The organism is Nonomuraea sp. NPDC050328 (genome assembly GCF_044459405.1).
Taxonomy (GTDB): domain Bacteria; phylum Actinomycetota; class Actinomycetes; order Streptosporangiales; family Streptosporangiaceae; genus Nonomuraea.
Genome location: NZ_JBITIW010000003.1, coordinates 60,616 through 82,608, shown reverse-complemented (window position 1 = coordinate 82,608; position 21,993 = coordinate 60,616). Strand labels below are relative to the sequence as shown.

Annotated in this window: 23 protein-coding genes; 15 read left to right on the top strand and 8 right to left on the bottom strand. The window is 73.0% G+C overall.

Annotation, left to right across the window (positions count from 1 at the left end; genetic code table 11):
- The first annotated feature begins 12 nt into the window (after window positions 1–12).
- Genes ACIBG7_RS11585 through ACIBG7_RS11560 form a run of 6 tightly spaced genes read left to right on the top strand, consistent with a single transcriptional unit; the run spans window position 13 to window position 6,560 of the window.
- A complete protein-coding gene (locus ACIBG7_RS11585; protein ID WP_397336010.1) occupies window positions 13–1,206 on the top strand; it encodes an ABC transporter substrate-binding protein in 1,194 nt (397 codons plus the stop codon).
- The gene (locus ACIBG7_RS11580) at window positions 1,206–2,063 is read left to right on the top strand and encodes a branched-chain amino acid ABC transporter permease (RefSeq protein ID WP_397336009.1); all 858 of its coding nucleotides are present in this window, start codon (window positions 1,206–1,208) and stop codon (window positions 2,061–2,063) included. The genes ACIBG7_RS11585 and ACIBG7_RS11580 overlap by 1 nt, the downstream gene beginning before the upstream one ends.
- Window positions 2,050–3,777 (top strand): ATP-binding cassette domain-containing protein, encoded by a 1,728-nt coding sequence (locus ACIBG7_RS11575; protein ID WP_397336008.1) that lies wholly within the window; start codon window positions 2,050–2,052, stop codon window positions 3,775–3,777. The genes ACIBG7_RS11580 and ACIBG7_RS11575 overlap by 14 nt, the downstream gene beginning before the upstream one ends.
- Window positions 3,774–4,469: an ABC transporter ATP-binding protein gene (locus ACIBG7_RS11570; RefSeq protein WP_397336007.1), complete on the top strand. Its 696-nt coding sequence runs from the start codon at window positions 3,774–3,776 to the stop codon at window positions 4,467–4,469. The genes ACIBG7_RS11575 and ACIBG7_RS11570 overlap by 4 nt, the downstream gene beginning before the upstream one ends.
- Window positions 4,456–6,033 (top strand): amidohydrolase, encoded by a 1,578-nt coding sequence (locus ACIBG7_RS11565; RefSeq protein WP_397336006.1) that lies wholly within the window; start codon window positions 4,456–4,458, stop codon window positions 6,031–6,033. The genes ACIBG7_RS11570 and ACIBG7_RS11565 overlap by 14 nt, the downstream gene beginning before the upstream one ends.
- Window positions 6,034–6,062: 29 nt before the next feature.
- Window positions 6,063–6,560, top strand: a complete 498-nt coding sequence (locus tag ACIBG7_RS11560; RefSeq protein WP_357929776.1) for a MarR family winged helix-turn-helix transcriptional regulator — start codon at window positions 6,063–6,065, stop codon at window positions 6,558–6,560.
- Here ACIBG7_RS11560 and ACIBG7_RS11555 read toward each other — a convergent pair.
- Window positions 6,557–7,465: a phosphotransferase gene (locus ACIBG7_RS11555; RefSeq protein ID WP_397336005.1), complete on the bottom strand. Its 909-nt coding sequence runs from the start codon at window positions 7,463–7,465 to the stop codon at window positions 6,557–6,559. The genes ACIBG7_RS11560 and ACIBG7_RS11555 overlap by 4 nt on opposite strands.
- A complete protein-coding gene (locus tag ACIBG7_RS11550; protein ID WP_397336697.1) occupies window positions 7,462–8,319 on the bottom strand; it encodes an NAD-dependent protein deacetylase in 858 nt (285 codons plus the stop codon). The genes ACIBG7_RS11555 and ACIBG7_RS11550 overlap by 4 nt, the downstream gene beginning before the upstream one ends.
- Window positions 8,320–8,385: 66 nt before the next feature.
- Here ACIBG7_RS11550 and ACIBG7_RS11545 point away from each other — a divergent pair, with 66 nt between their 5' ends.
- On the top strand, window positions 8,386–8,790 hold the full coding sequence (locus ACIBG7_RS11545) for a nuclear transport factor 2 family protein (RefSeq protein WP_397336004.1): 405 nt from the start codon (window positions 8,386–8,388) through the stop codon (window positions 8,788–8,790).
- Here the strand turns inward: ACIBG7_RS11545 and ACIBG7_RS11540 are convergent.
- Both ACIBG7_RS11540 and ACIBG7_RS11535 read right to left on the bottom strand, forming a co-directional pair.
- On the bottom strand, window positions 8,785–10,002 hold the full coding sequence (locus tag ACIBG7_RS11540; protein ID WP_397336003.1) for an acyl-CoA dehydrogenase family protein: 1,218 nt from the start codon (window positions 10,000–10,002) through the stop codon (window positions 8,785–8,787). The genes ACIBG7_RS11545 and ACIBG7_RS11540 overlap by 6 nt on opposite strands.
- 387 nt (window positions 10,003–10,389) lie before the next feature.
- Window positions 10,390–10,941 (bottom strand): hypothetical protein, encoded by a 552-nt coding sequence (locus ACIBG7_RS11535; protein ID WP_397336002.1) that lies wholly within the window; start codon window positions 10,939–10,941, stop codon window positions 10,390–10,392.
- Between the two features lie 707 nt (window positions 10,942–11,648).
- On the opposite strand from ACIBG7_RS11535, the gene ACIBG7_RS11530 reads away from it, so the two are divergent.
- A complete protein-coding gene (locus ACIBG7_RS11530; RefSeq protein ID WP_397336001.1) occupies window positions 11,649–12,398 on the top strand; it encodes a phosphotransferase family protein in 750 nt (249 codons plus the stop codon).
- Between the two features lie 8 nt (window positions 12,399–12,406).
- On the opposite strand, the gene ACIBG7_RS11525 is transcribed toward ACIBG7_RS11530, so the two are convergent.
- Complete coding sequence (locus tag ACIBG7_RS11525; protein WP_397336000.1) at window positions 12,407–12,916, bottom strand: hypothetical protein; 510 nt, start codon at window positions 12,914–12,916, stop codon at window positions 12,407–12,409.
- An 83-nt stretch (window positions 12,917–12,999) separates the two neighbouring features.
- Entirely contained in the window at window positions 13,000–13,461 is a 462-nt protein-coding gene (locus ACIBG7_RS11520; RefSeq protein WP_397335999.1) for a hypothetical protein, read from the bottom strand.
- A 165-nt stretch (window positions 13,462–13,626) separates the two neighbouring features.
- On the opposite strand from ACIBG7_RS11520, the gene ACIBG7_RS11515 reads away from it, so the two are divergent.
- Window positions 13,627–13,947, top strand: coding sequence for a hypothetical protein (locus tag ACIBG7_RS11515; protein WP_397335998.1), 321 nt, complete (start codon window positions 13,627–13,629; stop codon window positions 13,945–13,947).
- A gap of 680 nt (window positions 13,948–14,627) precedes the next feature.
- Entirely contained in the window at window positions 14,628–15,377 is a 750-nt protein-coding gene (locus ACIBG7_RS11510; RefSeq protein WP_397335997.1) for an SDR family NAD(P)-dependent oxidoreductase, read from the top strand.
- Between the two features lie 151 nt (window positions 15,378–15,528).
- Here ACIBG7_RS11510 and ACIBG7_RS11505 read toward each other — a convergent pair whose 3' ends face one another.
- The gene (locus ACIBG7_RS11505; RefSeq protein ID WP_397335996.1) at window positions 15,529–16,362 is read right to left on the bottom strand and encodes an enoyl-CoA hydratase-related protein; all 834 of its coding nucleotides are present in this window, start codon (window positions 16,360–16,362) and stop codon (window positions 15,529–15,531) included.
- A gap of 254 nt (window positions 16,363–16,616) precedes the next feature.
- Here ACIBG7_RS11505 and ACIBG7_RS11500 point away from each other — a divergent pair, with 254 nt between their 5' ends.
- From ACIBG7_RS11500 to ACIBG7_RS11480, 5 genes are all read left to right on the top strand, one after another.
- Window positions 16,617–17,540, top strand: a complete 924-nt coding sequence (locus ACIBG7_RS11500; protein WP_397335995.1) for a lytic murein transglycosylase — start codon at window positions 16,617–16,619, stop codon at window positions 17,538–17,540.
- 62 nt (window positions 17,541–17,602) lie between these two features.
- Window positions 17,603–18,013 (top strand): MmcQ/YjbR family DNA-binding protein, encoded by a 411-nt coding sequence (locus ACIBG7_RS11495; RefSeq protein WP_397335994.1) that lies wholly within the window; start codon window positions 17,603–17,605, stop codon window positions 18,011–18,013.
- A gap of 107 nt (window positions 18,014–18,120) precedes the next feature.
- On the top strand, window positions 18,121–18,855 hold the full coding sequence (locus tag ACIBG7_RS11490; protein WP_397335993.1) for an SIR2 family NAD-dependent protein deacylase: 735 nt from the start codon (window positions 18,121–18,123) through the stop codon (window positions 18,853–18,855).
- Window positions 18,856–18,927: 72 nt separating this feature from the next.
- The gene (locus tag ACIBG7_RS11485) at window positions 18,928–20,007 is read left to right on the top strand and encodes a dihydrodipicolinate reductase (protein ID WP_397335992.1); all 1,080 of its coding nucleotides are present in this window, start codon (window positions 18,928–18,930) and stop codon (window positions 20,005–20,007) included.
- Window positions 20,004–20,495 (top strand): carboxymuconolactone decarboxylase family protein, encoded by a 492-nt coding sequence (locus ACIBG7_RS11480; RefSeq protein WP_357929805.1) that lies wholly within the window; start codon window positions 20,004–20,006, stop codon window positions 20,493–20,495. Before ACIBG7_RS11485 ends, ACIBG7_RS11480 begins: the two co-directional genes overlap by 4 nt.
- Here the strand turns inward: ACIBG7_RS11480 and ACIBG7_RS11475 are convergent.
- The gene (locus ACIBG7_RS11475; RefSeq protein ID WP_397335991.1) at window positions 20,492–21,946 is read right to left on the bottom strand and encodes an IclR family transcriptional regulator C-terminal domain-containing protein; all 1,455 of its coding nucleotides are present in this window, start codon (window positions 21,944–21,946) and stop codon (window positions 20,492–20,494) included. The genes ACIBG7_RS11480 and ACIBG7_RS11475 overlap by 4 nt on opposite strands.
- Window positions 21,947–21,993 lie beyond the last annotated feature (47 nt).

The window sequence follows — 21,993 nt, the reverse complement described above, 5'->3', positions numbered from 1 at the left end:
GAGGCCCGCGTCATGACCGGTTCGAGAGCGCTCGTCGTCCTGTCCCTGGCCGCGCTGCTCCTCGCGGCGACCGGCTGCGGACTCGCCGACGAGCCCGCCGCCAGCCAGGGACCCGGCGACACGATCAAGGTGGGCGCCGTGAGCTCGCTCAGCGGCCCGGTGACCTTCCCCGACTCCTCCGCCGCCGCCAAGGCGGTCTTCGACCGCGTCAACGAGCAGGGCGGCCTCGGCGGCCGCCGGATCGAGTACCTCGTGGCCGACGACAAGGGCGACCCGGCCGCCGCCGCCCAGGCCGCCCGCGACGTGGTCACCAACCAGGGCGCGGTGGCGCTGGCCGGCTCGGCCAGCCTGCTCGACTGCGCGGTCAACGCGCCCTTCTACGCGCAGGCCGGCATCGTCTCGATCCAGGGCACCGGCGTGGACCCGACCTGCTTCGAGTCCCCCGCGATCTCGCCGGTCAACACCGGGCCCTACCTCAACATGGCGATCAACCTGTACTACGCCTCCGAGGTGCTCGAGCACGACAAGGTCTGCCTGTTCCTGGCCATCCTCGGCAACACCAGCGACGCCTACGGCGGGGCCGTGCGGAGCTGGACCGCGCTCACCGGCAAGCGGCTCACCCTCGACGACCGCACCGTCAAGCCCGACTCCGACCCGACCCCGTTCGTGCTGCGGGCGCGCAACGCCGGGTGCCAGGCGGTGCTCTACAACGGCACCGAGCCGATGGCCATCGCCTGGATGAAGGTGGTCAAGCAGCAGAAGGTCACCGGCGTCGACTGGCTCATGACCACCGCGCCCTACACCGAGGCGGTCGCCCGCGCGCTCGGCGCCGACGGCGAGGGCACCTACGCCAACGCCGAGTTCGAGCCGTTCACCGACGCCGGGTCGGCCGCGCTCAAGGACTGGCGGGAGCTGATGACCGCCAGGAAGGTGCCGCTGACCTCGTTCGGGCAGGGCGGCTACCTGGCGGCCACCTACCTCGTCGAGACGCTCCGGGGCATCCAGGGGCCGATCACCCGCGAGGCGGTCACCCGGGCGTTCAAGACGCTCAAGCCCGTCCGGCACCCGCTGGTCGGCACGCCGTACGAGTTCGGGCCCGCGGCCAAGCACCGCTCCAACCGGGCCGGGAAGATCGTCCAGCTCAGGGGCGGCAGGTGGGAGGTGGTCACCCCGGAGTGGGTGCGCTATCCGGGGACGCTCGACTGATGCTCCAGGGCCTGCTCTCCGGACTGGCCGCCGGCGGCACCTTCGCCGCCCTCGGCCTGCTGCTCACCGCCATGTACCGGCTCACCGCCACGGTCAACCTCGCCGTCGCCGCGATCGGGGTGGCCGGGGTGTACGTCATGGCCGCGCTGACCGAGTCCGGCCTGCCGTACGGCGTGGCCGCGGCGGCGGGCGTCGCGGCGGGGGCGCTGCTGTCGGCGGGCTGCGGCGCGGTGATGGTGCGCTGGTTCGCCGCCGGCGACGCCCAGACGCGCACCGCGGTGTCGATCGCCCAGCTCATCGGGATCATCGCGCTCGCCTACATCCTGTTCGGCGACACCCCGCGGGTGCTGCCCAACCCGGCCTCCGGGGCCGCCGCCGAGCTGGCCGGCGTGGTGATCACCTGGGCGACGCCCGCGTTGCTCGCCCTCGCCGCGCTCCTCGGCGGCGGCACGCACCTGCTGCTCACCCGCACGCCGCTCGGGCTGCGGCTGCGCGCCATGGCCGAGCGGCCGGTGACCACCGAACTGCTCGGCATCGGCACCCGCCTGCCTGCCGTCGTCCTGTGGGCGGCGACCGGTGGGCTGGCCGCGCTGGTGCTGCTGCTGGTCGCGCCGGTCCGGTCGAGCGACATCCTGTCGCTCAGCATGCTCATCGTGCCCGCGTGCGCCGCGGCGCTGGTCGGCGGGCTGACCCGGCTGTCGGGGGCGTTGCTGGGCGGGCTCGCGCTCGGGCTGCTGGAGGGGGTGCTGGCCGGCTCGGCGGCGTTGCGCGAGTACCGCGACGCGGTGCCGTTCGCGGCGATCCTGCTCATCCTGATGTGGACCCGGCGGCGGGAGGTGTGGGATGCGGCCCGCTGACCGCCTCGTCCGCGCGGGGCTGGCCGCCGCCGGCGCCCTCCTGCTGTACGGCGTGGCCGCGCCCCTGCCCGCCTACTGGGTCTTCCTCGCCACCTCGGCGGTCGTGTCGGGCGTGCTGCTGCAGAGCCTGGGCGTGGTCGCCGGGCGGGCCGGGCTGGTGTCGCTGTGCCAGGCGGCCTTCGCGGCCATCGGCGCCTGGACCACCGCCCAGCTCAACGTGTGGGCGGTGCCGGGCGGGCTGTGGGTGTGGCTCCCGCTGGCCGGGCTCGCGGCGGTGCCGTTCGGGGTGCTCGTCGGGCTGCCGGCGCTGCGGCTGCGCGGGGTGCACCTGGCGATCGTCACGCTCGGCTTCGCGGCGACCGTGGACGTGGTGCTGGCCGCCTCCTCCTTCCCGGGCGTCGCCCAGGGGCTCACCGTCGGGCGGCCCGCCGGGCTGGCGGCGGAGCGGCAGTACTTCCTGTTCTGCTGCGGGGTGTTCGCCCTGGTGGCGGTGGCGCTGGCGGTGGTGGGGCGGACGCGGCTGGGGATCTCGTGGCGGGTGCTGCGCGAGTCCGAGCGGGCCACCGCCGCGGCCGGGACCGGGGTGCCCGGGGCCAAGCTCAGCGCCTTCGCGGTGAGCGCCTTCGTGGCGGGGCTGTCGGGGGCGTTGCTGGCCGGGCAGCTCGCGATGGTGGTGTCGCGGAACTTCGACCCCGGGCAGTCGCTGACCGCCTACGCGGTGGCCGTCATGGCGGGGGCTCACCACGCCGAGGGCGCTCTGCTCGGTGGGGCGCTCGGGGTGCTGATCTCGGAGCTGTTGCGGCGCTTCGGGATCCCGCAGCAGTGGGCGAACGTCGTCTTCGCCGTCGGGGCGCTGCAGGCCTTCACCCAGGGCTCCGGCCTCAGCGACGCCCTCCGCGCCCGCCTCCGCCGCCTTTCCCTCCGCCGCCTTCCCCTCCTCCGACCCTCTGAGACCCCATCGACAGCCCCACCCTCTCCTGATCAGGCCCCCCTTCCTCCACCCCAGCCCGCTACGGCCCTGCAGGTCTCCGGGCTCGGGGTCCGGTTCGGCCAGGTGACCGCCCTCCACCAGGTCACCCTCACCGTGCCCGGAGGCACCGTCCACGGCCTGGTCGGCCCCAACGGCGCGGGCAAGTCCTCCCTGGTCGACGCGATCACCGGCTTCGTCCCCTGCACCGGCACGGTGTTCCTGTCCGGCACCGACCTCACCACCGCCCCCGCCCACCGAAGGGCCCGAGCGGGCCTGCGCCGCACCTTCCAGCAGGACCGGGTCCCCACCACCCTGACCGTCGAGGAGTACCTCCGCTTCACCGCCCGCCGCCACCTCACGCACGAGGACCTGGCCGAAGCGCTCCACGACCTGGTGGACCTCCCGCCCACCCACCGCATCGAGGAGCTCGACACCGGCACCCGCCGGCTGCTGGAGGTCGCCGGCGCCCTCCTGGCCCGCCCGGTCCTGGCCGTCCTGGACGAGCCGGCCGCCGGCCTGGGCCAGGCCGAGACCGAACGCCTCGGCGCCTGGCTGAACACCGCCCCGGCGCGCTTCGGCGCCGCGGTGCTGCTCATCGAGCACGACCTGGACCTGGTCCGGGCCACCTGCGAGCGGGTCACCGTCCTCGACTTCGGCACGGTCCTGGCCGAGGGCCCGCCCGCCGAGGTCTTCGCCACCCCCGAGGTCCTGCGCGCCTACCTGGGCGAGGAGGTCACCGCATGACGCTGGTCCTGGAGCGGGTGACGGTGGCCAGGCGCGGCCAGCCCGTGGTCCGCGAGGTCAGCCTGGTGGCCCGGCGGGGCGAGGTGACCGTGCTGCTGGGCCCGAACGGCGCGGGCAAGACGACGCTGCTGGAGGCGGTCTCGGGCGTCCTGCCCACCCGCGCCGGCCGCGTCACCCTGTCCGGTCACGACCTGACCGGCCGCCCGCGCACCCGCCGGGCGGCGCTCGGCCTCGCGCATGTCGAGCAGGGCCGGACCGTCTTCGCCACGCTCACCACGACCGAGAACCTCGCCCTGACCGGCGAGCCGGCCCGCGCCCTGGAGCTCTTCCCCGAGCTGGGCCCGCGGCTGAACGTGCGGGCCGGGCTGCTGTCCGGGGGCGAGCAGCAGATGCTCGTGCTGGCCCGGGCGATCCTGCGCCGCCCGGCCGCGTTGCTGCTGGACGAGATGTCCCTGGGCCTGGCCCCGGCGATCGTCCGGCGGCTGCTGCCGGTCATCCGCGCGCTGGCCAGCGAGGGGTGCGCGGTGCTGCTGGTCGAGCAGTTCGCGCACACCGCCCTGACCCTGGCCGACGCCGCCTACGTGCTGGCGCGCGGCGGCCTCACCTACGCCGGGGACCCCGCGCCCCTGCGGGCCGACGACTCCGCGCTGCGGCGCGCCTACCTGGGAGACCATCGCGATGACGGGCGCTGACCTGATCCTGGCCGGGGGCCGCGTGCTGACCATGGACGCGGCTCTGCCGTACGCGAGCACGGTGGTGGTGCGCGGCGGCGAGATCGTGCACGTCGGTGAGGACGCCGGCGGGTGGCGCGCCGCCGAGACGGTCGAGCTGCGCGGGCGGGTGGTGCTGCCCGGCCTCAACGACTCCCACCTGCACGGCGTCGGGTACGGCCTGCACCGGCCGCCGTTCTGCCTGGACGTCGCGCTGGAGTCGATCGCCGCCGTCCGGGCCGAGGTGGCCCGGGCGGTACGGCAGGCGCGGCCCGGCCAGTGGATCCGCGGCATCGGCTGGCATCCCGGACGGCTCGCGGAGTGCGTGGCCGACCCCGGCCGCCAGCCGGTCGCGGCCGATCTGGACGAGGTGGCGCCGGAGCATCCGGTGCTGCTCCAGGACTTCTCCGGCCACGCGGTCTGGGTCAACAGCCTGGCGCTCGAGCTGGCCGGGGTGGAGTCGGACGGAGGCGTGCTGCACCACGCCGACCAGGCGCTGGTGCAGCGGGCGGTGCCGCATCCGGAGGGCGGGCTGAGCGCGGTGGCGCGCGACATGGTGGCCGAGCTGAACCGGCTCGGCATCACCAGCTTCACCGAGCCCGGCCTGGGGCCGGGCGGGGAGGAGGCCTTCGCCGGCGGGATGGGCACCGGCGCGCTGGAGGCGTACGCGGCGCTGGCCCGCTCGGGCGAGCTGACCGCGCGGGTGAGCGTGCTGGGGTTGCCGAGCGCGATGTCGGGGGCCTCGGCCGCCGACACCGTGGCTTGGCTGGCCGCGCCGCCCGACCTGGCGGGGATCTCACCGCGGCTGTTGCGGCTGCTCGGGGTCAAGGTCTTCGCCGACGGCATCCCGCCCTCGGAGACGGCGTGGATGCGCGAGCCGTACCCCTCGGGCGGGCACGGGGCGCTGTGCACGCACGGCGCGAGCACGGGCGAGCGGGTGGCCGAGCTGGCGGAGATCGTCCGGCTGGTGCACGAGGCCGGCTGGCAGCTCGGCGTGCACGTGGTGGGCAGTCGCGGGGTGGACGCGGTGGCCGAGGCGCTCGCGGCGGCGCAGGACCGCCACCCGCGCAAGGACGCGCGGCACTACGTGATCCACGGACAGTTCGCGTCCGAACAAGCTCTGGCGCGGCTGGCCGCGCTCGGCTGCGGGATCAACCTGCAGCCGGTGCTGCAGGCCATGGAGGCGGGCACGACCCGGGCGCTGTTCGGCGAGGCTCTGGTGCGCACGGAGTGGCCGGCCCGCTCGGCGGTCGAGGCGGGCGTGGTCACGGCGTGCAGCTCGGACGCGCCGGTCACCCGGCCCGACTGGCGCGCCGGGGTGGCCGCGCTGGTGGCGCGCGAGGGCGAGGGCCTCGATCTGGAGGCCGCCCTGCGCACCTACACGATCGCGCCCGCCTGGCAGGACCACGCCGAGACCTGGAAGGGCTCGATCACCCCGGGCAAGGTCGCCGACCTGTGCGTCAGCGCGGCGACCAGCCCGCACGAGCTGACCGAGGCGCCGGTGGAGCTCACCCTCTTCGGCGGGCGGGTGGTCCACGGCGGGTGATTGTTCGGGGCCGAATATGATGGGCGACCATGACCGGACACCACACCCTGCGCCAGACCGAGGAAGCCGTCGGCGAGCGCCTGGGCGGCCTCAACCTCGACTTCGAGGCGATGTGGGCGGTGTCGAACATCTACCGCGCCTCCTCGGCGATCCGCAACCACCTGGAGCAGACCGTCCTGCGGGACACCGGGCTGACCTGGACCGGGTTCGTGGTGATGTGGGTGGTCTGGATCTGGGGCGAGAGCGAGACCCGGCACGTGGCCGCCGAGGCGGGCATCTCCAAGGCGACGCTGACCGGCGTGGTGCGCACCCTGGAGTCCTACCGGCACCTGCGCCGCACCCAGCACCCCACCGACCGGCGGCGCGTGATGCTGGCGCTCACCCCGACCGGCGAGCGGCTGATGCGGGAGCTGTTCCCGGAGTTCAACCGGCAGGAGGCCTTCGTCGTGAAGGAGCTCGACGGGGAGCGCCGCCGGGAGCTGGCCGCCTCGCTGCGGGCGATCCTGGAGCACCTCGAACGGAGTTAGAGCGCGGTGAGGGTGTCCTGGAAGTACCGCCAGGAGTCGGCGGCGTCGCCGCCCTCGGTGTGCGGGGCGCGGAAGAGCTCCAGGTAGACGGCCAGGTCGTCGAGCTGCCAGCGCAGCCGGTAGAAGCCGAGCAGGCGCGGGTCCGGCTCCCGGCCGGAGACGTGGGCGTAGTGGTCCAGGTCGCCCGGCTCGGTGGCGGCCAGCCACAGGTCCCGTTCGGGGTGGGCGAGCGCGACGGTGTCCCAGTCGATCAGCTTCACCCGGCCGTCGTGCCAGAGCAGGTTGCCGGGGTGAGGCTCACCGTGCGTCACAACCATGCCCGCCCTACCGTCGAGGGTGGCCGTGGTGTGGTCGAACTCGGCCAGCCTCGCTCGCAGGCGCGCCGCTTCGGCGCGCACCAGCTCTCGGGCCGGCTCGCCGTACGGCCCGGCGGTCCAGGGCTGGTCGAGGGCGGCTAGGGCCCGGTCGAGGTGCGGCCGGGACTCGGGCACCGGGCTGTGCGCCGGCAACCCCGCCGGCGCCCTCAGGCCGTGCAACTCGGCGAGCGCGTCGAGCACCACCCGCCGCCGCTCGCCGGGCAACCGTTGACCGAAGTGCCCGGACTCCCCCTCCACCAGTGGGAAGACACTCACCCCATACCGCTCACCGGCCCGCACGACCAGGCCCCCACTCGGGGTGGGCACCGGCGCGACCACGCAGTCCAGCCCGAGCTTGGCAGCGGCGGCCAGGGCCGGGCCGGGGTCGGGGCGGTGCGCCAGATCGGTGGCGGTGACGAACCACCGCCCGGCCGTCCAGTGGTAGTCCCCGAACCCGACCGGAGCATAGACCGGGACCTCGGCGATTCCCCACGCACGCAGCGTCGTGGCGAGGGCGGCGTCGCTCAGCCCGTCGGGACGGTCCTTCACGACGTGGCGGGCACCGGCTCGGCGGACAGAGCGGCCACGAGCTCGTCGAGGGTCTGGCCGAGCGGGGCGTCGAGGCGCAGCATCGCGTGCTCGTCGCCACGCGTCGGCCCCTGGTTGACGATCGCGACCGGGATGGCCTGCCGAGCGGCATGCCGTACGAACCGGAACCCGGACAGCACCGTCAGCGAAGACCCCAGCACGAGCAACAGCCCCGCCTCGTCGGTCAGCTCGAAACACTCGCTGACCCGAGCGGGAGGAACGTTCTCCCCGAAGAAGATCACGTCCGGCTTGAGCATCCCGCCGCAGGAGGCGCAGCCGACCACGGTGAAGCCCTCGATCTCGGCGTCGTCGAGCGCGACGTCGCCGTCCGGGTTCACCCGGGCACCGTCCGGATGAAGCTGGAGCCCCGCGGCCGCCGCCCAGTCGCTGTTGGCCTCGCGCAACCGCCGGTCGAGCTCCTCGCGGCCGGTGCGCTCACCACACTCCAGGCACCGCACCCGGTGCAGGCTGCCGTGCAGCTCGACCACCTCGCGGGCCCCGGCCGCCTGGTGCAGGCCGTCCACGTTCTGGGTGATGATGCCGGACACCAGCCCGGCCCGCTGCAGCCCGGCGACCGCGCGGTGACCGCGGTTGCACGGGGCCTGGGCCACGTGCCGCCATCCGAGATGGCTGCGCGCCCAGTACCGGCGGCGGGCCGCCTCGCTGCCGGTGAACTCCTGGTAGGTCATCGGCGTGCCCGACCGCCGCCGCCCGCTCGGCCCCCGGTAGTCGGGAATGCCGGACTCGGTGGAGAGCCCGGCGCCGCTGAGGACCACCACGCCCCCGTCGGCCACGAGATCGGCCAGCACCGCCATGTCACTCACAAGGGGAAGGCTACCCGCCGCCCGGCAGCAGCCCGCTCCCTGCGGCATGGTGACCTCATGGCAACTCACCCCCACGCCGTCCTCACCCGCCGCCTGTACGGCCTGGCCGGCCGCGGCGACCTTCCCGGCTACCTCGCCCTGATCGCCGACCACGCCGTCTTCCACATCGGCGGCGACAGCCTCGTCACCGGCGAGCACCGCGGCAAGGACGCCATCATCCGGCTCGGCCGGCTCGTCCACGAGGAGACCGGCGGCACCTTCCGCACCGAACTCCTCTCCGTCCAGGCGAACGACTCCTACGCGGTCACCCTGCACCGCTGGACGGCGGAGCGCCGCGGCGAACGCATCGAGATGGACAACTTCAACGTCTACGGCTTCGAGCACGGCCTGGTCGTCGCCCGCTGGGAGTACGTGGCCGACCAGGCCGCTCACGACGCCTTCTGGCGCCGCCAGGGTTCATAGGGGAAGGCTGCCGGTCGCAGACCAGGTGGAGCCGGTGGAGCGGTAGGCGTCGATGGTGCGTTCGGCGATGCGCATCTGGTGGATCTCGTCGGCGCCGTCGGCCAGGCGGGCCCAGCGGGCGTGCTGGAACATGTGCGCGAGCGGCGTGTCCGTCGAGTAGCCCAGGGCGCCGTGGACCTGGATGGCGCGGTCGACGATGCGGTTGAGGGCTCCGGCGACGAAGTGCTTGGCCATGGAGACCTCGGTGCGGAAGTCCTCGCCCTTGTCGATCTTCGAGGCGGCGTGCAGGACCATGAGCTTGGCCTGGTAGAGCTCCATGGCCGAGTCGGCGATCAGCCACTGGACGCCCTGCTTGTCGGCCAGCGCCGAGCCGTGGCTGCGCCGGTTGAGCGCCCGGTCGACCATCATGTCCAGCGCGGTCTCGGCCTGGGAGATCCAGCGCATGCAGTGCGCCAGCCGGGCCGGGCCGAGCCGGTACTGGCCGAGCCGGTGACCGTTGCCGCGCCCGCCGAGCACCTGGGAGTCAGGGAGGCGCAGGTCGGAGATGACGATCTCGCTGTGCCCGGTCGAGCCGTGCATGGTCTCGACCTCGCGCACGTCGTTCCAGCCGTCGGCGGGCAGGTCGACGAGGAAGGCGGTGTTGGCGCCGCGCGAGCCCTCCGGGACGTCGTGCTCGGTGCGGGCGATCAGGATGGCGAAGTTCGCGCGGCGGGCGTTGGAGATGAACCACTTGTGGCCGTTGACGACCCACTCGTCGCCGTCGCGCTCGGCGCGGGTCTGGATCAGCGTGGGGTCGGAGCCGGCCACCTCGGGCTCGGTCATCGCGAAGCACGACATCTTCGTGCCCTCGGTGAGCGGGCGGAGGTACTTCTCCTTCTGCTCGTCCGTGCCCCAGTGCAGCAGGGTGTGCATGTTCCCTTCGTCGGGCGCCATGCAGTTCAGCACCCACGGGCCGAGGCGCGTCTTGGCCGCCTCCGCCTGCACCATGGCGAGCTCCACGTGGCCCAGGCCCATGCCGCCCCACTCCTTCGGCATGTGCGGCAGCCACAGGTTCCTGGACCTGGCCTCCTTGCGGAGGTCGAAGATGACGCGCAGGTAGTCGTCGCGTTCCAGCTCCCCCTCGGTGGCGGGGATCACGGTCTCGCGAATGAACTCGCGCACCCGGGAGCGCAGCTCCTCGTGCTCGGGGGCGAGGGTGAAGTCGATGGCCATGACGCTCCTCAGGGGTGGGTTCCCGGCCGGTCCGGCGCGGAGGGGGGCAGGTCCTTGGAGACGCTCAGGATGATCGTGGCGATCCGGCCGGGCACGCCGAACTCGGTTTCCTCCATGAACCGAACCTTATTCGGTTGGGAGTGGCCGATCCAAGGGGCGCCGGGAAACCCACCTCCCACGAGAGAGCCCGTGAGACCCGGCCGACCGCCGTGGCTCCGGGCCCCGGCAGCGGCGGCATGGGCTGGCCCTGACCTGACCCCACCGGTCCCTTAGGCAGCCGTCTGCCAAGCGGCTGGATGAGTGATTCGTGGACCTAGCTGCAGGATCGGGGGCGAGGGTGTCCAGGGTCTGTCTGTGAACGGAGACTCTGGGCGCCCTCGAACGGCACTACAGGAAGCTCGATGAGCCTTGGAAGGGTTCGCCGTACTGCAACATGGCTGCATGACCAGCAGCGTCGACTTTGACGCGCCCATCCGCCGCTACTTCCGAGGGTGGGCGGACGGAACGATCTACGACCCGCCCCCCACCGGCGCGCTGGAGGCGCTCAGCCGGCTCATGGCCGTCGACGATTCGTGCAAGGTCTGCGGCGGGTGCGGCGGCGGACCCGAGCTCGACTACGATCACCTGCCGCCGCAGGAGTGCGACCACCTGCGAGCGCACAGGCCAGATCACCTTCTGGGCCGGGCGCGGCCGGTTGCTCCTCACCAGCCGCAAGCCGCCGGCCACTGCGTACGTCGACGACCGCGCCGTGGCATTCACGAGCAGTTGGCCGGAAGCTCTGGCCGGTGTCACGGCGCTCAGCCCGCAGCGGATGTCGGCCTCCTCGGTGTGCAGGTCAGGGCTGGCTTCCATGATCTGTCCGGCGAGCTCCTTGAGCGCGGCCGTGTCGACGCAGTAGGTGGAGGCGATGCGCTGCGGACCCGCATCTGGTGGTGCCACTTGGTGGTGTCGTTCGGGTGCTCGGCGCGGGCAGCTTCCTGCGCCGCCCGATACTCCGGGCGGCCCGTTCGATGGGGAGCGGACCGCCTCCGGCGCCTTGGCCGGGCAGGGCGAGTCTCCAGGCCTTCCAAACGACGGGGCCGTCCCATCCGGGGGTCCCAGCGCCAGGCTCGCCGATCCACGCGGCGGGCTCGGGGCTGGGGGTGGTTGGTGCCGTCGTAGCGGGTGCGCCATTTGGAGACCGTACCTGCGGATAGGTCGCCGATCTGCTGGGGGCCAAGGTGGTACTTGGGTGCCATCCCATCCCCCAGCGTCCTTGTCGATTGAATGGACAACGACCACGTCGGGGGGTGGGTTCTTGGCCGCACTCTCCACAAAGACTGCGCAGCGGCTCGGGGCTCAGCCCTCGCTCTCGTCTCGACGACGGAGCACGTGATCGAGGAAATCGACTCAACCTCGACCCCGCCGGCCCGAACCCATCGCGCCATGCCCCCCACACTACAAATTCGGACGTGCCGGTCCGGTTCGTCGGCTCGGGCGTTGCAGACCCCCGACGGGGGGCAAGGCATGCCTCCCCCGGCCTGCAGCGGGTCCGGGGTCGGGGAAACCAGGAACAGTCTCGTCCGTGCCACACTCCAGAACCGGTCCTTCCATACCCTTGATCGGCCCAGACGGCGGCGTAGCCACGGCTGGTTCAATCTCCACTCATGCAGACCCACGAGGTACAGATCGACGGCGACCTGGTGCGCAAACGCTTCATCGACGGCAAGCCTGGCGGCGCCGAACGGGAATGGCGGGCACTGCAGCTGCTCGCGGAGCACGCGCCCGGGCTCGCGCCCTCACCCGTGGAGTACGGGACCGATCTGGTGGTGATGTCGCGCATCGAGGGCACACCGCTCCTCCTGCTGCCTGCCGTACCGGAGAAGGAACTGGTGGAGGCGGTGGACTGGCTGCATAGCGCCGTGCCCCGGCAGGTACTCGACCGGGTACCGCAGCGGTTGTGGCCGGTGGAGCGGATCCGGGATCAATTGCTCGCGTGGGCCGGGCGATGGCAGCCGAAGAACGAGCTGGCAGACCAGGCCGTCAGAGAGGGCGCGCGGTGGCTGTCCGGGTGGGAGCCGGGCGAGCGTGGGGTTCGGCCGGTGTTCGGGGCCAGTGACGGCAACAGGGCGAACTTTCTGTGGGACGGCGCGCGCGTCAGGATTGTCGATTTCGAGGAGTCGGGGCGCAGCGATCGGGCGACCGAGGTCGCGGAGATGGCCGAGCACGTGTCGTGCTGGGTCCGTGGGGAGAGCGAGGTGTGTTTCGAACTCGACTCCGCCGAGGAGCGCAGACTACTGGAATGTCGCAGGCTGTTTGCGTTGCTGTGGGTCTTCCTGCTGAAGAACGAGGGGCCGAGAAATCCGCCCGGTACGTTCATGCGAGCGGTCGGGCGGGCTTTGGATCGCCTCGGCTAGGCACGGCCTCAGCTCAAAGCCCGCCTGCGGTCTACCACTCCCTCCGCATCCACGCTGCCCTCGTTGAGGAGGTCAGGGATCTCGACCGAGCTGCCAGGACGTGCAGGCCCGCGCTGGCCTGTCCCCCGCTGGACGGCCGCCTTACGCCTGCGCCGGCATCGCCGGGATGCCCGACACCATCTGGTCTCGTCATGGATGGTGAGGACGGCCAGGCCCGCGTCTTCCAGCTTCTTGAGGGCATCCCGCAGGTCTGCCAGCGACGTGGCGAGTGGGTCCGGGTCGCTCATGCCGCCCGCGATCTCGAAGAGATTGCGCCTGTCGATGTGCTGGAAGACGCGCCTGGGCTCGACGTCGTCAAGGATGTTCACCCACAGGCCAGCGCGGTCCTGAACCGCACTGGCCGCCAGCAGGTCGATGTCGCCGCGTGTCTCCTCGGTCATGGGCGCCGGGTCGTTGAGGACGGCGTGCGGCCAGGCCACCGGCGACGGGGCGGGCTCGCCGGTGCCGAGCATCGTCATGACGAACACCTCCTGCGTACGGCCGGGGGCACCTGGGCCCGTCTCGCAGGGCGCGGGCGCTGTTCGCATCTGCAGCCAGGCGGCTAGCACTCCGGCCCCCAGATGGCCTTGTGAATGTGGACGACCTTGTGGGGGTGGTTGCCGCCGATCGCGCCCTCGTAGGTGCAGGGGCCGGGGTTGAAGTGGAAGCAGGTGACGTTCAAGGTCTCGCTGCCGTTGTCCCAACTGCCCAAATACTTGTAGTGCCAGTAGTCGCGCACGTGGTCGGATCCGGGATCCTCATTGGCGTTGTCGAACGCCCAGATGTGCCTGGTCGGGTTCCAGACTCCGATCGCCTCGTTCATGTTCCCCGGGCTCGACCAGACGGGAGTGCTAGCGCCTTCGAGCCACAGGCAGAAGTTGCCCTTCGGGCATCCTGCCGGGCTGGGTTCGGCGCTCGCCGGAGTGGCGAGCGCCGCCGTCACCGCAAGCGCGGCCGCGCCTATGGCGATGGTGCGAAAGGGGGCGCGGAACATTGCTGCGTTCGCCTCCGATTCTCTGTTCACGGGAGGGGCGCACTTCACGACGCCAAACGGAACCGTAAGAGGCGCCCGTTGAGTTTCCGTTGGACAGTCGTTTGGTCGGCGTCCCGACCGGCAGCCAGCGAGACACCCGCGGGCGGCGAGCCTGAGCTGAACGGGCGCGCCCCTCCCCCACCCCGAGGCGGCCCGATGCCCCGCCCTCATGCCGAGACGCCCTTCGACGGTCTGCTGCGCGGCGGCGGAGCCGGCCGGGTGCGCGACCTCGCGGACCCGTTGCCGATGTACGCGTGCGACGCGGCCGGGGGGCGGATCGTCCGGGACCCGGTCATGCTGCTGGGGCCTGTGATCAGCCGGCAGGTGTTCGCGCAGTTGCGCACCACCGACCTGGCGAGGCTCCTGCTGCCGGCCACCCGCAACGGGCCGCTGGAACTGATCCTGGATCACATCGTTGTGCCGCCTCCGCAGGACGAGCAGCTGTTGAATTTGCGGGGCGGCTGCTCGCTGGCCTAGTGGCCGCCCGGTGCGGACGCGACCGACCGCTCGTGAGGCGAGCGCCGTGGCGGGCGGGCGGCGCGGGTGCGACCGGCGATAATGGGAACAGGTGATCGATGATGGCGTATGTGCGAGATCAGCCCGCCCTCTCGGCCATCCTGACCCAGTGATACCGCGTCAGCTAAATCCGACGAGACCTCGTTGCGCCGGACGAAGTTGTGGTGGCCTCCCGGCGCATCACCACCATGCACGCCAGATGCGTCGCCCCCGGCCACGGACGAGGACTTCGGCCCGCGGACCCGTACCGTCAGGCCGCTGCTCCACGCTATCTGGTCGATCCAGGTGACGCCGCCTAGCCGCTAGCGGCCAAGTGGCGGGCCTGCGCCGGGTGGCGTTGCGTCAGGACCAGCAGCGCACGTGGTCGCTGCGCACGGCGGATGCTGCGCGCCAGGAGCCGACCGCCGGGTACAAGCAGCCGGTGCGGGCGTGCGTGAATCTGCTGGCCGACTGCTGCGATACCGGTGCATGGCCGTGCAGGGTGGAGTGCGCTGCAACCGGGCGAGGGCAGGGTGGAACTGGTCGCCGCGCTCGCGACGGAGGCGGCCGGCGGGGGATGATCGTTAGACAGCCGTCGTTAGTTTCATCAAGAATCTAGTTCGTCCCTGGGCGGCCGAGTCATGGGGCATCGGAGGATGATCGTGGAAAGACGGCGCGTCGCCCTGGTGACGGGCAGCTCGCGGGGACTCGGCGCCGCCATCGCCCGCAGGCTCGCCCGCGACGGCCTGGCCGTGGCCGTCAACGGGCTGCGCGGCGACGGGCAGGTGGACGAGGTCGCCCGCTCGATCGCCGACGACGGCGGGACCGCGGCCGGTTTCGCCGCCGACGTCACCGACGCGCGGCAGGTCGCCGGCCTGGTGGATGCGGTCGCCGCGTCCCTGGGGCCGGTGGACGTCGTCGTGCTGAACGCCACCGGCCCGCAGCCCGAGGCGCCGGTGGCCGAGGTGGCCTGGCAGGACCACCTGGCGCAGCTCGACTTCTTCGTCAAGAGCCCGGTGCTGCTCGGCCGGGCCGTCCTGCCGGGCATGGCGGAGCGCCGCCACGGCAGGATCGTCATGATCGACTCCGAGGTGGCCGACCGGCCGCCGCCCGGCAGGTCCGCCTACGCCGCCGCGAAGAGCGCCCAGATCGGGCTAATGCGGGCCTGGGCCCGCGAACTGGCCCCCGCCGGGGTCACCGTCAACGCCGTCGCCCCCGGCTTCGTCCCGGTCGAGCGGCACGCCGACGTGCCCGAGGAGGTACGGCAGGCATACCTAGCCACGGTGCCCGCCGGACGGATGGGAACTCCTGACGACGTCGCCCACGCCGTCGCCTTCCTGGTCTCCGAGGAGTCCGGATTCATCACCGGCCAGCGCATCGTGGTCGACGGAGGCCGCGCGCTGGGCGGCTGATCACCCTCGCCGATCGAACCCGTGCCGGCGTTTCGGCGATCCGGGCTTGCGCCTCGCATGACAGTTCCTCTCGGTGGCGGGGATCAGGGTCTCGCGGATGAACGCGCGTAACTCCTCGCACTGGGGGCGCGGGTGATGGCCAGGACGCTCCTCAGGGGTGGGTTCCCGGCCAGTCCGGCACGGAGGGGGGCAGGTCCTTGGACACGCTCATCGGGAAGTCGGCGGCGCGCTTGTCGAGGAAGGCGGTGACGCCCTCGGCGGCGTCAGGGGAACGGCCCATGGCGTGGATGAGCGCGGAGTCGGCGCGGTGGGCGTCCCAAGGGGATTCCCAGGACAGGCCTGCCCACATCAGCCGCCTGATCACCGCGACGGAGACGCCGGAGGTGTGGTCGGCGATCTCGCGGGCCAGGGCGTAGGCGGCCGGGAGGAGTTCGTCGTCGGGGAGCACACGGGAGACCAGGCGGCCTCGCAGCGCCTCGTCCGCGTCGAACACCCTGCCGGTGGCGGCCCACTCCATGGCCTGGGAGATGCCGACCAGGCGAGGCAGGAACCAGCTCGAGGCGGCCTCGGCGACGATGCCGCGCCGGGCGAAGACGAAGCCGAACCGGGCGCTCCGCGCGGCCAGCCGTACGTCCATGGGCAGGGTCATCGTGACGCCGACGCCGACCGCGGGGCCGTTGATCGCGCCGATGACGGGCTTGAGCGAGGCGGCGATGCGCAGGGCGACCTGGCCGCCGCCGTCGCGGGGCGGCTCGCCCGGCGGGCCGGCGAAGGTGCCGCCGCCGCCTGCCAGGTCGGCTCCGGCGCAGAACGCCCGGCCGCGGCCGGTCAGGACGACCGCCCTGACCTCGTCGTCGGCGTCGGCCCGGTCGAAGGCTTCGATCAGCTCGTCGCGCATGCGGTGGGTGAAGGCGTTGAGCCTGCTCTCCCGGCTCAGGGTGATCGTGGCGATCCGGTCGGCCACGCCGTACTCGATCTCCTCCATGAACCGAACCTTATTCGGTTGGTGGGGGTCGATCCAAGGGGGTGGGGGCATGGTTGACGGTCGCGACTCCAAGGGGTGCAGGGGCAGGTAGGTGGTCGCCTGCCCCTGCAGCGGGGGCCGAAGGTTTGTGATCGCCGGCCCGGAGGAGGCGGGTGATGGGGGCGGGGGGACCGGGTCATGTGGACGGGGCGAGGGGTGGTGGGAAAGTGGGCATATCGCCCCACCGGTGGCTGCGCGCGCTACGGTAGGTGGTCATGAATGCGGTCCGGCTCCTCCCCCTCCTGCCTCTGATCGCCGCGCTGACCGGCTGCGCCGGCGGCACGGAGCCGGCTGCGGGGCAGATCGTGCCGAACGTGTCGCCGGCGCCGACCATCACCCTGGAGGAGCCGCCCGCGGCCGTCGACGCACCGGCGCCCGACGTCGCGATCCCCACCGGACCGGCCAAGCTGGCCGCGGCGCTGAAGAAGACCACCACCGAGCTCTACGCGGGCATCGACGCGTGGGTGGACAGCGGCAAGGCACGCCCGCCGCAGCACGTGGTGCTGCTGGCGCTGCACCACCAGCGCATCTACCGGACGCTCGCGCGCGACAGCGCCCTGACGGCGTCGGTGGTGCGCCGGCTGCCCCGGGACATGGCCGTCGAGGCCCGGGCGAACACCACCGCGGTCGGCAAGCTGCTGGCCATGGCGCGGCCGATCACCGCGGCGCAGCGGAAGAAGATCCGGCTGGCCACGCCCCTGCCGGCCGGGCGGCTGCGCGGGTACATGCTGCGGGCCGAGCGCCGTTTCGGTGTGGAGTGGGAGGTGCTGGCGGCGATCATGCTGGTGGAGACCCGGTTCGGCCGGATCACCTCCTCCAGCTCCACCGGGGCGCAGGGGCCGATGCAGTTCATGCCGGGGACCTGGCGGGCGTACGGCATGGGCGGGGACGTGCACGACGCACGGGACGCGATCGCCGCCGCGGCCAACTACCTCAAGGCCAGCGGGGCGCCCAAGGACTACCGGCGGGCCGTGTTCGCCTACAACCACGACACGCGTTACGTGGACGCCGTGCTGGCGCATGCCGAGCAGATCAAGCGGGATCCGCGCAGTTTCTACGCCTACTACAACTGGCAGATCTTCGTGCTGTCGGGGCGGGGGACAGCCAAGGAGGACGTCCGGCTGACCGGCCCGCGCTGACGGCCGACGGCCTTGCCCATGCCGCCCCCTCTTTTGTCGGTGGCTCCTTCTAGGGTGGGGTCATGGCTGGCACGTGGGGCGGCGACGACGTCGAGCGGGTGCGGGAGCGAGTCACCGAGCTGGTGGCGGGGTTGCCGGGGGTGGGGTCGGAGGAGTCCTTCGGGCACGTCTCGTTCCTGTTAGGGCGCAAGCGGCTGGCCTGGCTGCTGGTCGACCATCACGGGGATGGGCGGCTGGCCTTGTGTGTGAAGGCGCCGCCCGGTGAGCTGGAGACGTTGCTGGCCGCTGATCCGGTGCGTTACTTCCGGCCAGCTTATGTGCGGCATTGGGTGGGAGCCGATCTGATGGCCGCCGAGCCCGACTGGGCCGAGCTCGGCTCCCTGCTGGAACAGGCCTGGCGGTTGACGGCGGGCAAGCGCGCGGTGGCGGCCTACGACGCCCGCGTGCGCGCTCCCGAGGGCGAGGACGGCTGAGCCCCGGATGAGCGGATCGCCCTGGGTGGGCAGATCCCCAAGGCTGGGTGGGTCTGCCGGGCCGCCGATCCACAGTGAGTTGATCTTCCGGGTGTAGGGTCGTGATCATGACCGATGTCGTGGTGTTGACCGGGGCCGGCATCTCCACCGAGTCCGGCATTCCCGACTATCGCGGCCCGGCCGGGCTGTGGCGCGCGGACCCCGACTACCAGAAGCTCGTCACCATCGACTTCTACGTGGCCGACCCCGCGGTCCGTCGCCGGTCCTGGGAGTTCCGGCGCGACAGCCCGGCCTGGGACGCCGCCCCCAACCCGGCCCACCGCGCCCTGGTCGAGCTCGAACGCGCCGGCCGCCTCGACCGGCTGATCACGCAGAACGTCGACGGCCTCCACCGGGCCGCGGGCACCGGCGCGGAGCTGCTGCTGGAACTGCACGGGAACATGTGGGGCGTGGCCTGCCTGAGCTGCCCGTACCGCGGCACGCTGCGCGAGGTGCTCGACCGGATCGACGCGGGCGAGGACGACCCCTCCTGTACGGCCTGCGGCGGCATCCTCAAGACGACCACGGTCATGTTCGGCGAGTCGCTCGACCCGGACGTCCTGGCCGAGGCGATCCGCAGCGCCAAGCGTTGCGAGGTCTTCGTCGCCATCGGCACCTCGCTGGAGGTGCAGCCCGCCGCCTCCCTGGCGGGGCTGGCCGCGGCGGCCGGGGCGCGGCTCGTCATCGTCAACGCCGAGCCGACGCCGTACGACCACGCCGCCGCGGAGGTCATCCGCGAGCCGATCGGCACCGCCGTACCGGCTCTGGTGGAGCGGCTGCTGGGCGCCTCCTCCGAGCGGTGAAGGCTCCCCGAAGGGCCAGGCAACCGAAGACAGCTTCTAGGCAAGCGACCAAGCGCTTGTTAGGCTCCAGGCATGATCCCGACGCTCGTCTGGGGCACCGGCAACGTGGGCCGGCTGGCCATCCGGGCCGTGGCCGCCCACCCCGCGCTGCGGCTGGCCGGAGTGCTCGTGCACGACCCCGCCAAGGCCGGCCGCGACGCCGGCGACCTCGCCGGACTCGGCCTGCACCTGGGCGTCCCGGCCACCACCGACATCGAGGCCGCGCTGAGCGGGGAGCGGCTCGCCGTGGTGTACGCCGCCTCCGGCGACCTGCGCCCGGACGAGGCCCTGGCCGACGTCCTGCGCGCGCTCCGGGCCGGCGCGATCGTGGTGACGCCGTCGCTCTACCCCCTCTACGACCCGCCGAGCGCCCCGCCTGACCTGCTGCACGCCGTACGGCAGGCAGCCGAGGAGGGCGGCGGCGCGCTGTTCGTCTCGGGCGTGGACCCCGGCTGGGCCAACGACGTGCTCCCCGCGCTGATCAGCGGCCTCGGCACGGAGATCGAGGCGATCCGCTGCCAGGAGATCTTCGACTACGCGAGTTACGACCAGCCCGACTCTGTCCGCTACCTGGTCGGCATGGGCCAGCCGATGGACTACGAGCCGCCCATGCTGGCCGCGACCGTGCCCACGATGGTCTGGGGCGGCCAGGTCCGGCTGATCGCCCGGGCGCTGGGCGTGGAGCTGGAGGCGATCACCGAGCACGTCGAACGCCGGGCGCTGGAGTCCACGGTGAGCACCAAGCAGATGGGCGAGTTCGAGGCCGGCACCCAGGGCGCCATCCGGTTCGAGCTGCGCGGCGTCGTCGAGGGCGGGTCCCGGATCGTGGTCGAGCACGTGACCCGCATCCACGCGAGCTGCGCCCCCGACTGGCCGCAGCCGCCGGGCGGTGACGGCGCGCACCGGGTGATCGTGGAGGGCTGCCCGCGCATCGAGGTCACCGTCCAGGCCGCCGACGAGCACGGCAACCACGCCGCGGGCGGCAACGCGACCGCGGTGGGCCGGCTGGTGGGCGCGATCGACTGGCTGGCCGCCGCGCCGCCCGGCGTGTACGACGCGCTCGACGTGCCGATGCGCCCGGCGACCGGCAAGCTGGGGCGGAGGCTCGGATGAGGGTGGACATCCCGGAGGGCAAGGACCCGATCGCGTACGTCTGGGGCGAGCTGGTCCCGGAGATCGGCCGCGCCGCGTCCGGTTTCTCCCTGGCCGTCTACGCGCACAGCAAGCTCGGGCTGCGCGAGTTCGAGGCGGCCCGGCTGCGGGTGGCGCAGCTCAACGGGTGCCTGTTCTGCCTCGACTGGCGGACCGAGCGCGACGGCGAGAAGGTCGAGGACGGCTTCGACCGGGCGGTCGAGCAGTGGCGCACCACGCCGGCCTTCGACGAGCGCACCCGGCTGGCCGCCGAGTACGCCGAGCGCTACGTCCTCGACCACCACGGCCTGGACGAGGACTTCTGGACCCGGCTGGCGGCGAGCTACAGCCAGGCGGAGATCGTCGAGCTGACCATGTGCCTGGGGTCGTGGCTGGCCTTCGGCCGGCTCAACCGGGTGCTGGGCATCGACGCGGTCTGCGTGCTGCCCTCGCATCCCGGCTCCGGCTAGCGCGCCGGGGGCAGGTGGGCGAGGTCGGCCTCCATGCGCCGGGCCGCCTCGCGCAGTTCGGGCAGGATCGTGCCGGTCAGGTGGGCGAGCGGGGCGCGGCTGGCGTGCGTGGCGACGTTGGCCGCGGCCACGACCCGGCCGTCGCCCGAGTGCAGCGGGACCGCGATGGAGCGCACGCCTTCCTCCAGCTCCTGGTCGACGACGGCGTAGCCGGTTGCTTCCGCCTGCCGTACGGCTGCCGCGAAGGCTCCGGGGTCGGTGAGGGTACGGCGGCTCAGCGGGGTGAGAGTGAGCGCGGCCAGGCGCTCCGGCGGCTCGGCGGCCAGCAGGACGCGGCCCATGGAGGTGGCGTGGGCCGGGAAGCGGGTGCCCACGGTGATGTCCACGCTCATGATGCTGGTGGTCGGGACGCGGGCGACGTAGAGCACGTCGTCGCCGGAGAGCACGGCGACCGAGGCCGACTCGCCCACGCGGGCGGCGAGCGCGGCCAGGTGCGGCTGGACGAGCTGGGCCAGGGTCTGGCCGGACAGGTGGGCGTAGCCGAGCTCCAGCACCCGCGGCGCGGGGGCGAAGCGGTGCTGGCCGCGCACGTAGCCCAGCGCGGCGAGGGTCTGGACGGCCCGCCGTACCGTCGCCCGGGGCAGGCCGGTGGCCACGGCCGCCTCGGCCAGGGTGAGGCCGCCCGGCGCACCCCCCAGCGCGGTGAGCACGCCGAGGCCGCGGGCCAGGGACTGCAGGTAGGAGGCGCCGAGCTCGCCCTTGGGCTCGCGGGAACGGTCGGCGGTGGCGACCGGCCGGTCGCCACCAGGGGCGGGACTAGCCAGGGCGGTTTCCATGGCGGCGACCGTGCCGGTGAGGTACGGCAGGGCGTGCTCGCGCAGCTCGGCGGCGGTGTGCCGGCTGGTGTGGCTGGTCACGCTGAGCGCGTAGACCACGTCCCCGCCGGGAGCGCGGACGGGCGCGGCGACGGCGATGAGGCCGGGCTCGACGAGCTGGTCGTCCACGGCCCAGCGCAGCGCCGGGTCGAGCAGGACCAGCCCGGCGGCGCAGCGATCGGCGGGCAGGAGGTCGCCGACGCGCAGGGAGACCGCCATCGCGCGGCGGCGGGTGTGCCGGGCGACGAAGCGCACCGAGTCGCCGTCCAGGACGGCCAGGGAGACCGACTCGTCCAGGCGCTCGGCCAGCTCGGCGGCCGGGCGGTCGAGGGCGGGCAGGCCGCCCGCGGCGAGGTAGGCGGCGCCCAGCTCCAGCAGGCGCGGGGCGAGCAGCACGTCCTTGCCCTCGGCGCGCAGGTGGCCGAGGTGCACGAGGGTGGCGAGCACGCGGTCGACGGTGGCGCGGGCCAGGCCGGTCGCCTGCACCAGGTCCGTGGCGCGCAGCCGGCAGCCGGGCGCGGCGGCCAGGGCGCGCAGGACCGACAGCCCCCGCTCCAACGCCCCGTGCGGCTCCACTCCCCGGCCTCCGATCCTTTGACAGCCCGGCGTCCGGGTCACCATAC

Bases quoted from the DNA above. Each gene is read 5' to 3' on its own strand.
- ACIBG7_RS11570 (WP_397336007.1), top strand. From the start codon at position 3,774: ATGACGCTGGTCCTGGAGCGGGTGACGGTGGCCAGGCGCGGCCAGCCC.
- ACIBG7_RS11565 (WP_397336006.1), top strand. From the start codon at position 4,456: ATGACGGGCGCTGACCTGATCCTGGCCGGGGGCCGCGTGCTGACCATG.
- ACIBG7_RS11480 (WP_357929805.1), top strand. From the start codon at position 20,004: ATGAGGGTGGACATCCCGGAGGGCAAGGACCCGATCGCGTACGTCTGG.
- ACIBG7_RS11575 (WP_397336008.1), top strand. From the start codon at position 2,050: ATGCGGCCCGCTGACCGCCTCGTCCGCGCGGGGCTGGCCGCCGCCGGC.
- ACIBG7_RS11505 (WP_397335996.1), bottom strand. From the start codon at position 16,362: ATGGAGGAGATCGAGTACGGCGTGGCCGACCGGATCGCCACGATCACC.
- ACIBG7_RS11550 (WP_397336697.1), bottom strand. From the start codon at position 8,319: ATGGCGGTGCTGGCCGATCTCGTGGCCGACGGGGGCGTGGTGGTCCTC.
- ACIBG7_RS11525 (WP_397336000.1), bottom strand. From the start codon at position 12,916: ATGACGATGCTCGGCACCGGCGAGCCCGCCCCGTCGCCGGTGGCCTGG.
- ACIBG7_RS11540 (WP_397336003.1), bottom strand. From the start codon at position 10,002: ATGGCCATCGACTTCACCCTCGCCCCCGAGCACGAGGAGCTGCGCTCC.
- ACIBG7_RS11495 (WP_397335994.1), top strand. From the start codon at position 17,603: ATGGCTGGCACGTGGGGCGGCGACGACGTCGAGCGGGTGCGGGAGCGA.
- ACIBG7_RS11485 (WP_397335992.1), top strand. From the start codon at position 18,928: ATGATCCCGACGCTCGTCTGGGGCACCGGCAACGTGGGCCGGCTGGCC.
- ACIBG7_RS11545 (WP_397336004.1), top strand. From the start codon at position 8,386: ATGGCAACTCACCCCCACGCCGTCCTCACCCGCCGCCTGTACGGCCTG.
- ACIBG7_RS11500 (WP_397335995.1), top strand. From the start codon at position 16,617: ATGAATGCGGTCCGGCTCCTCCCCCTCCTGCCTCTGATCGCCGCGCTG.
- ACIBG7_RS11490 (WP_397335993.1), top strand. From the start codon at position 18,121: ATGACCGATGTCGTGGTGTTGACCGGGGCCGGCATCTCCACCGAGTCC.
- ACIBG7_RS11515 (WP_397335998.1), top strand. From the start codon at position 13,627: ATGCCCCGCCCTCATGCCGAGACGCCCTTCGACGGTCTGCTGCGCGGC.
- ACIBG7_RS11580 (WP_397336009.1), top strand. From the start codon at position 1,206: ATGCTCCAGGGCCTGCTCTCCGGACTGGCCGCCGGCGGCACCTTCGCC.
- ACIBG7_RS11585 (WP_397336010.1), top strand. From the start codon at position 13: ATGACCGGTTCGAGAGCGCTCGTCGTCCTGTCCCTGGCCGCGCTGCTC.
- ACIBG7_RS11530 (WP_397336001.1), top strand. From the start codon at position 11,649: ATGCAGACCCACGAGGTACAGATCGACGGCGACCTGGTGCGCAAACGC.
- ACIBG7_RS11560 (WP_357929776.1), top strand. From the start codon at position 6,063: ATGACCGGACACCACACCCTGCGCCAGACCGAGGAAGCCGTCGGCGAG.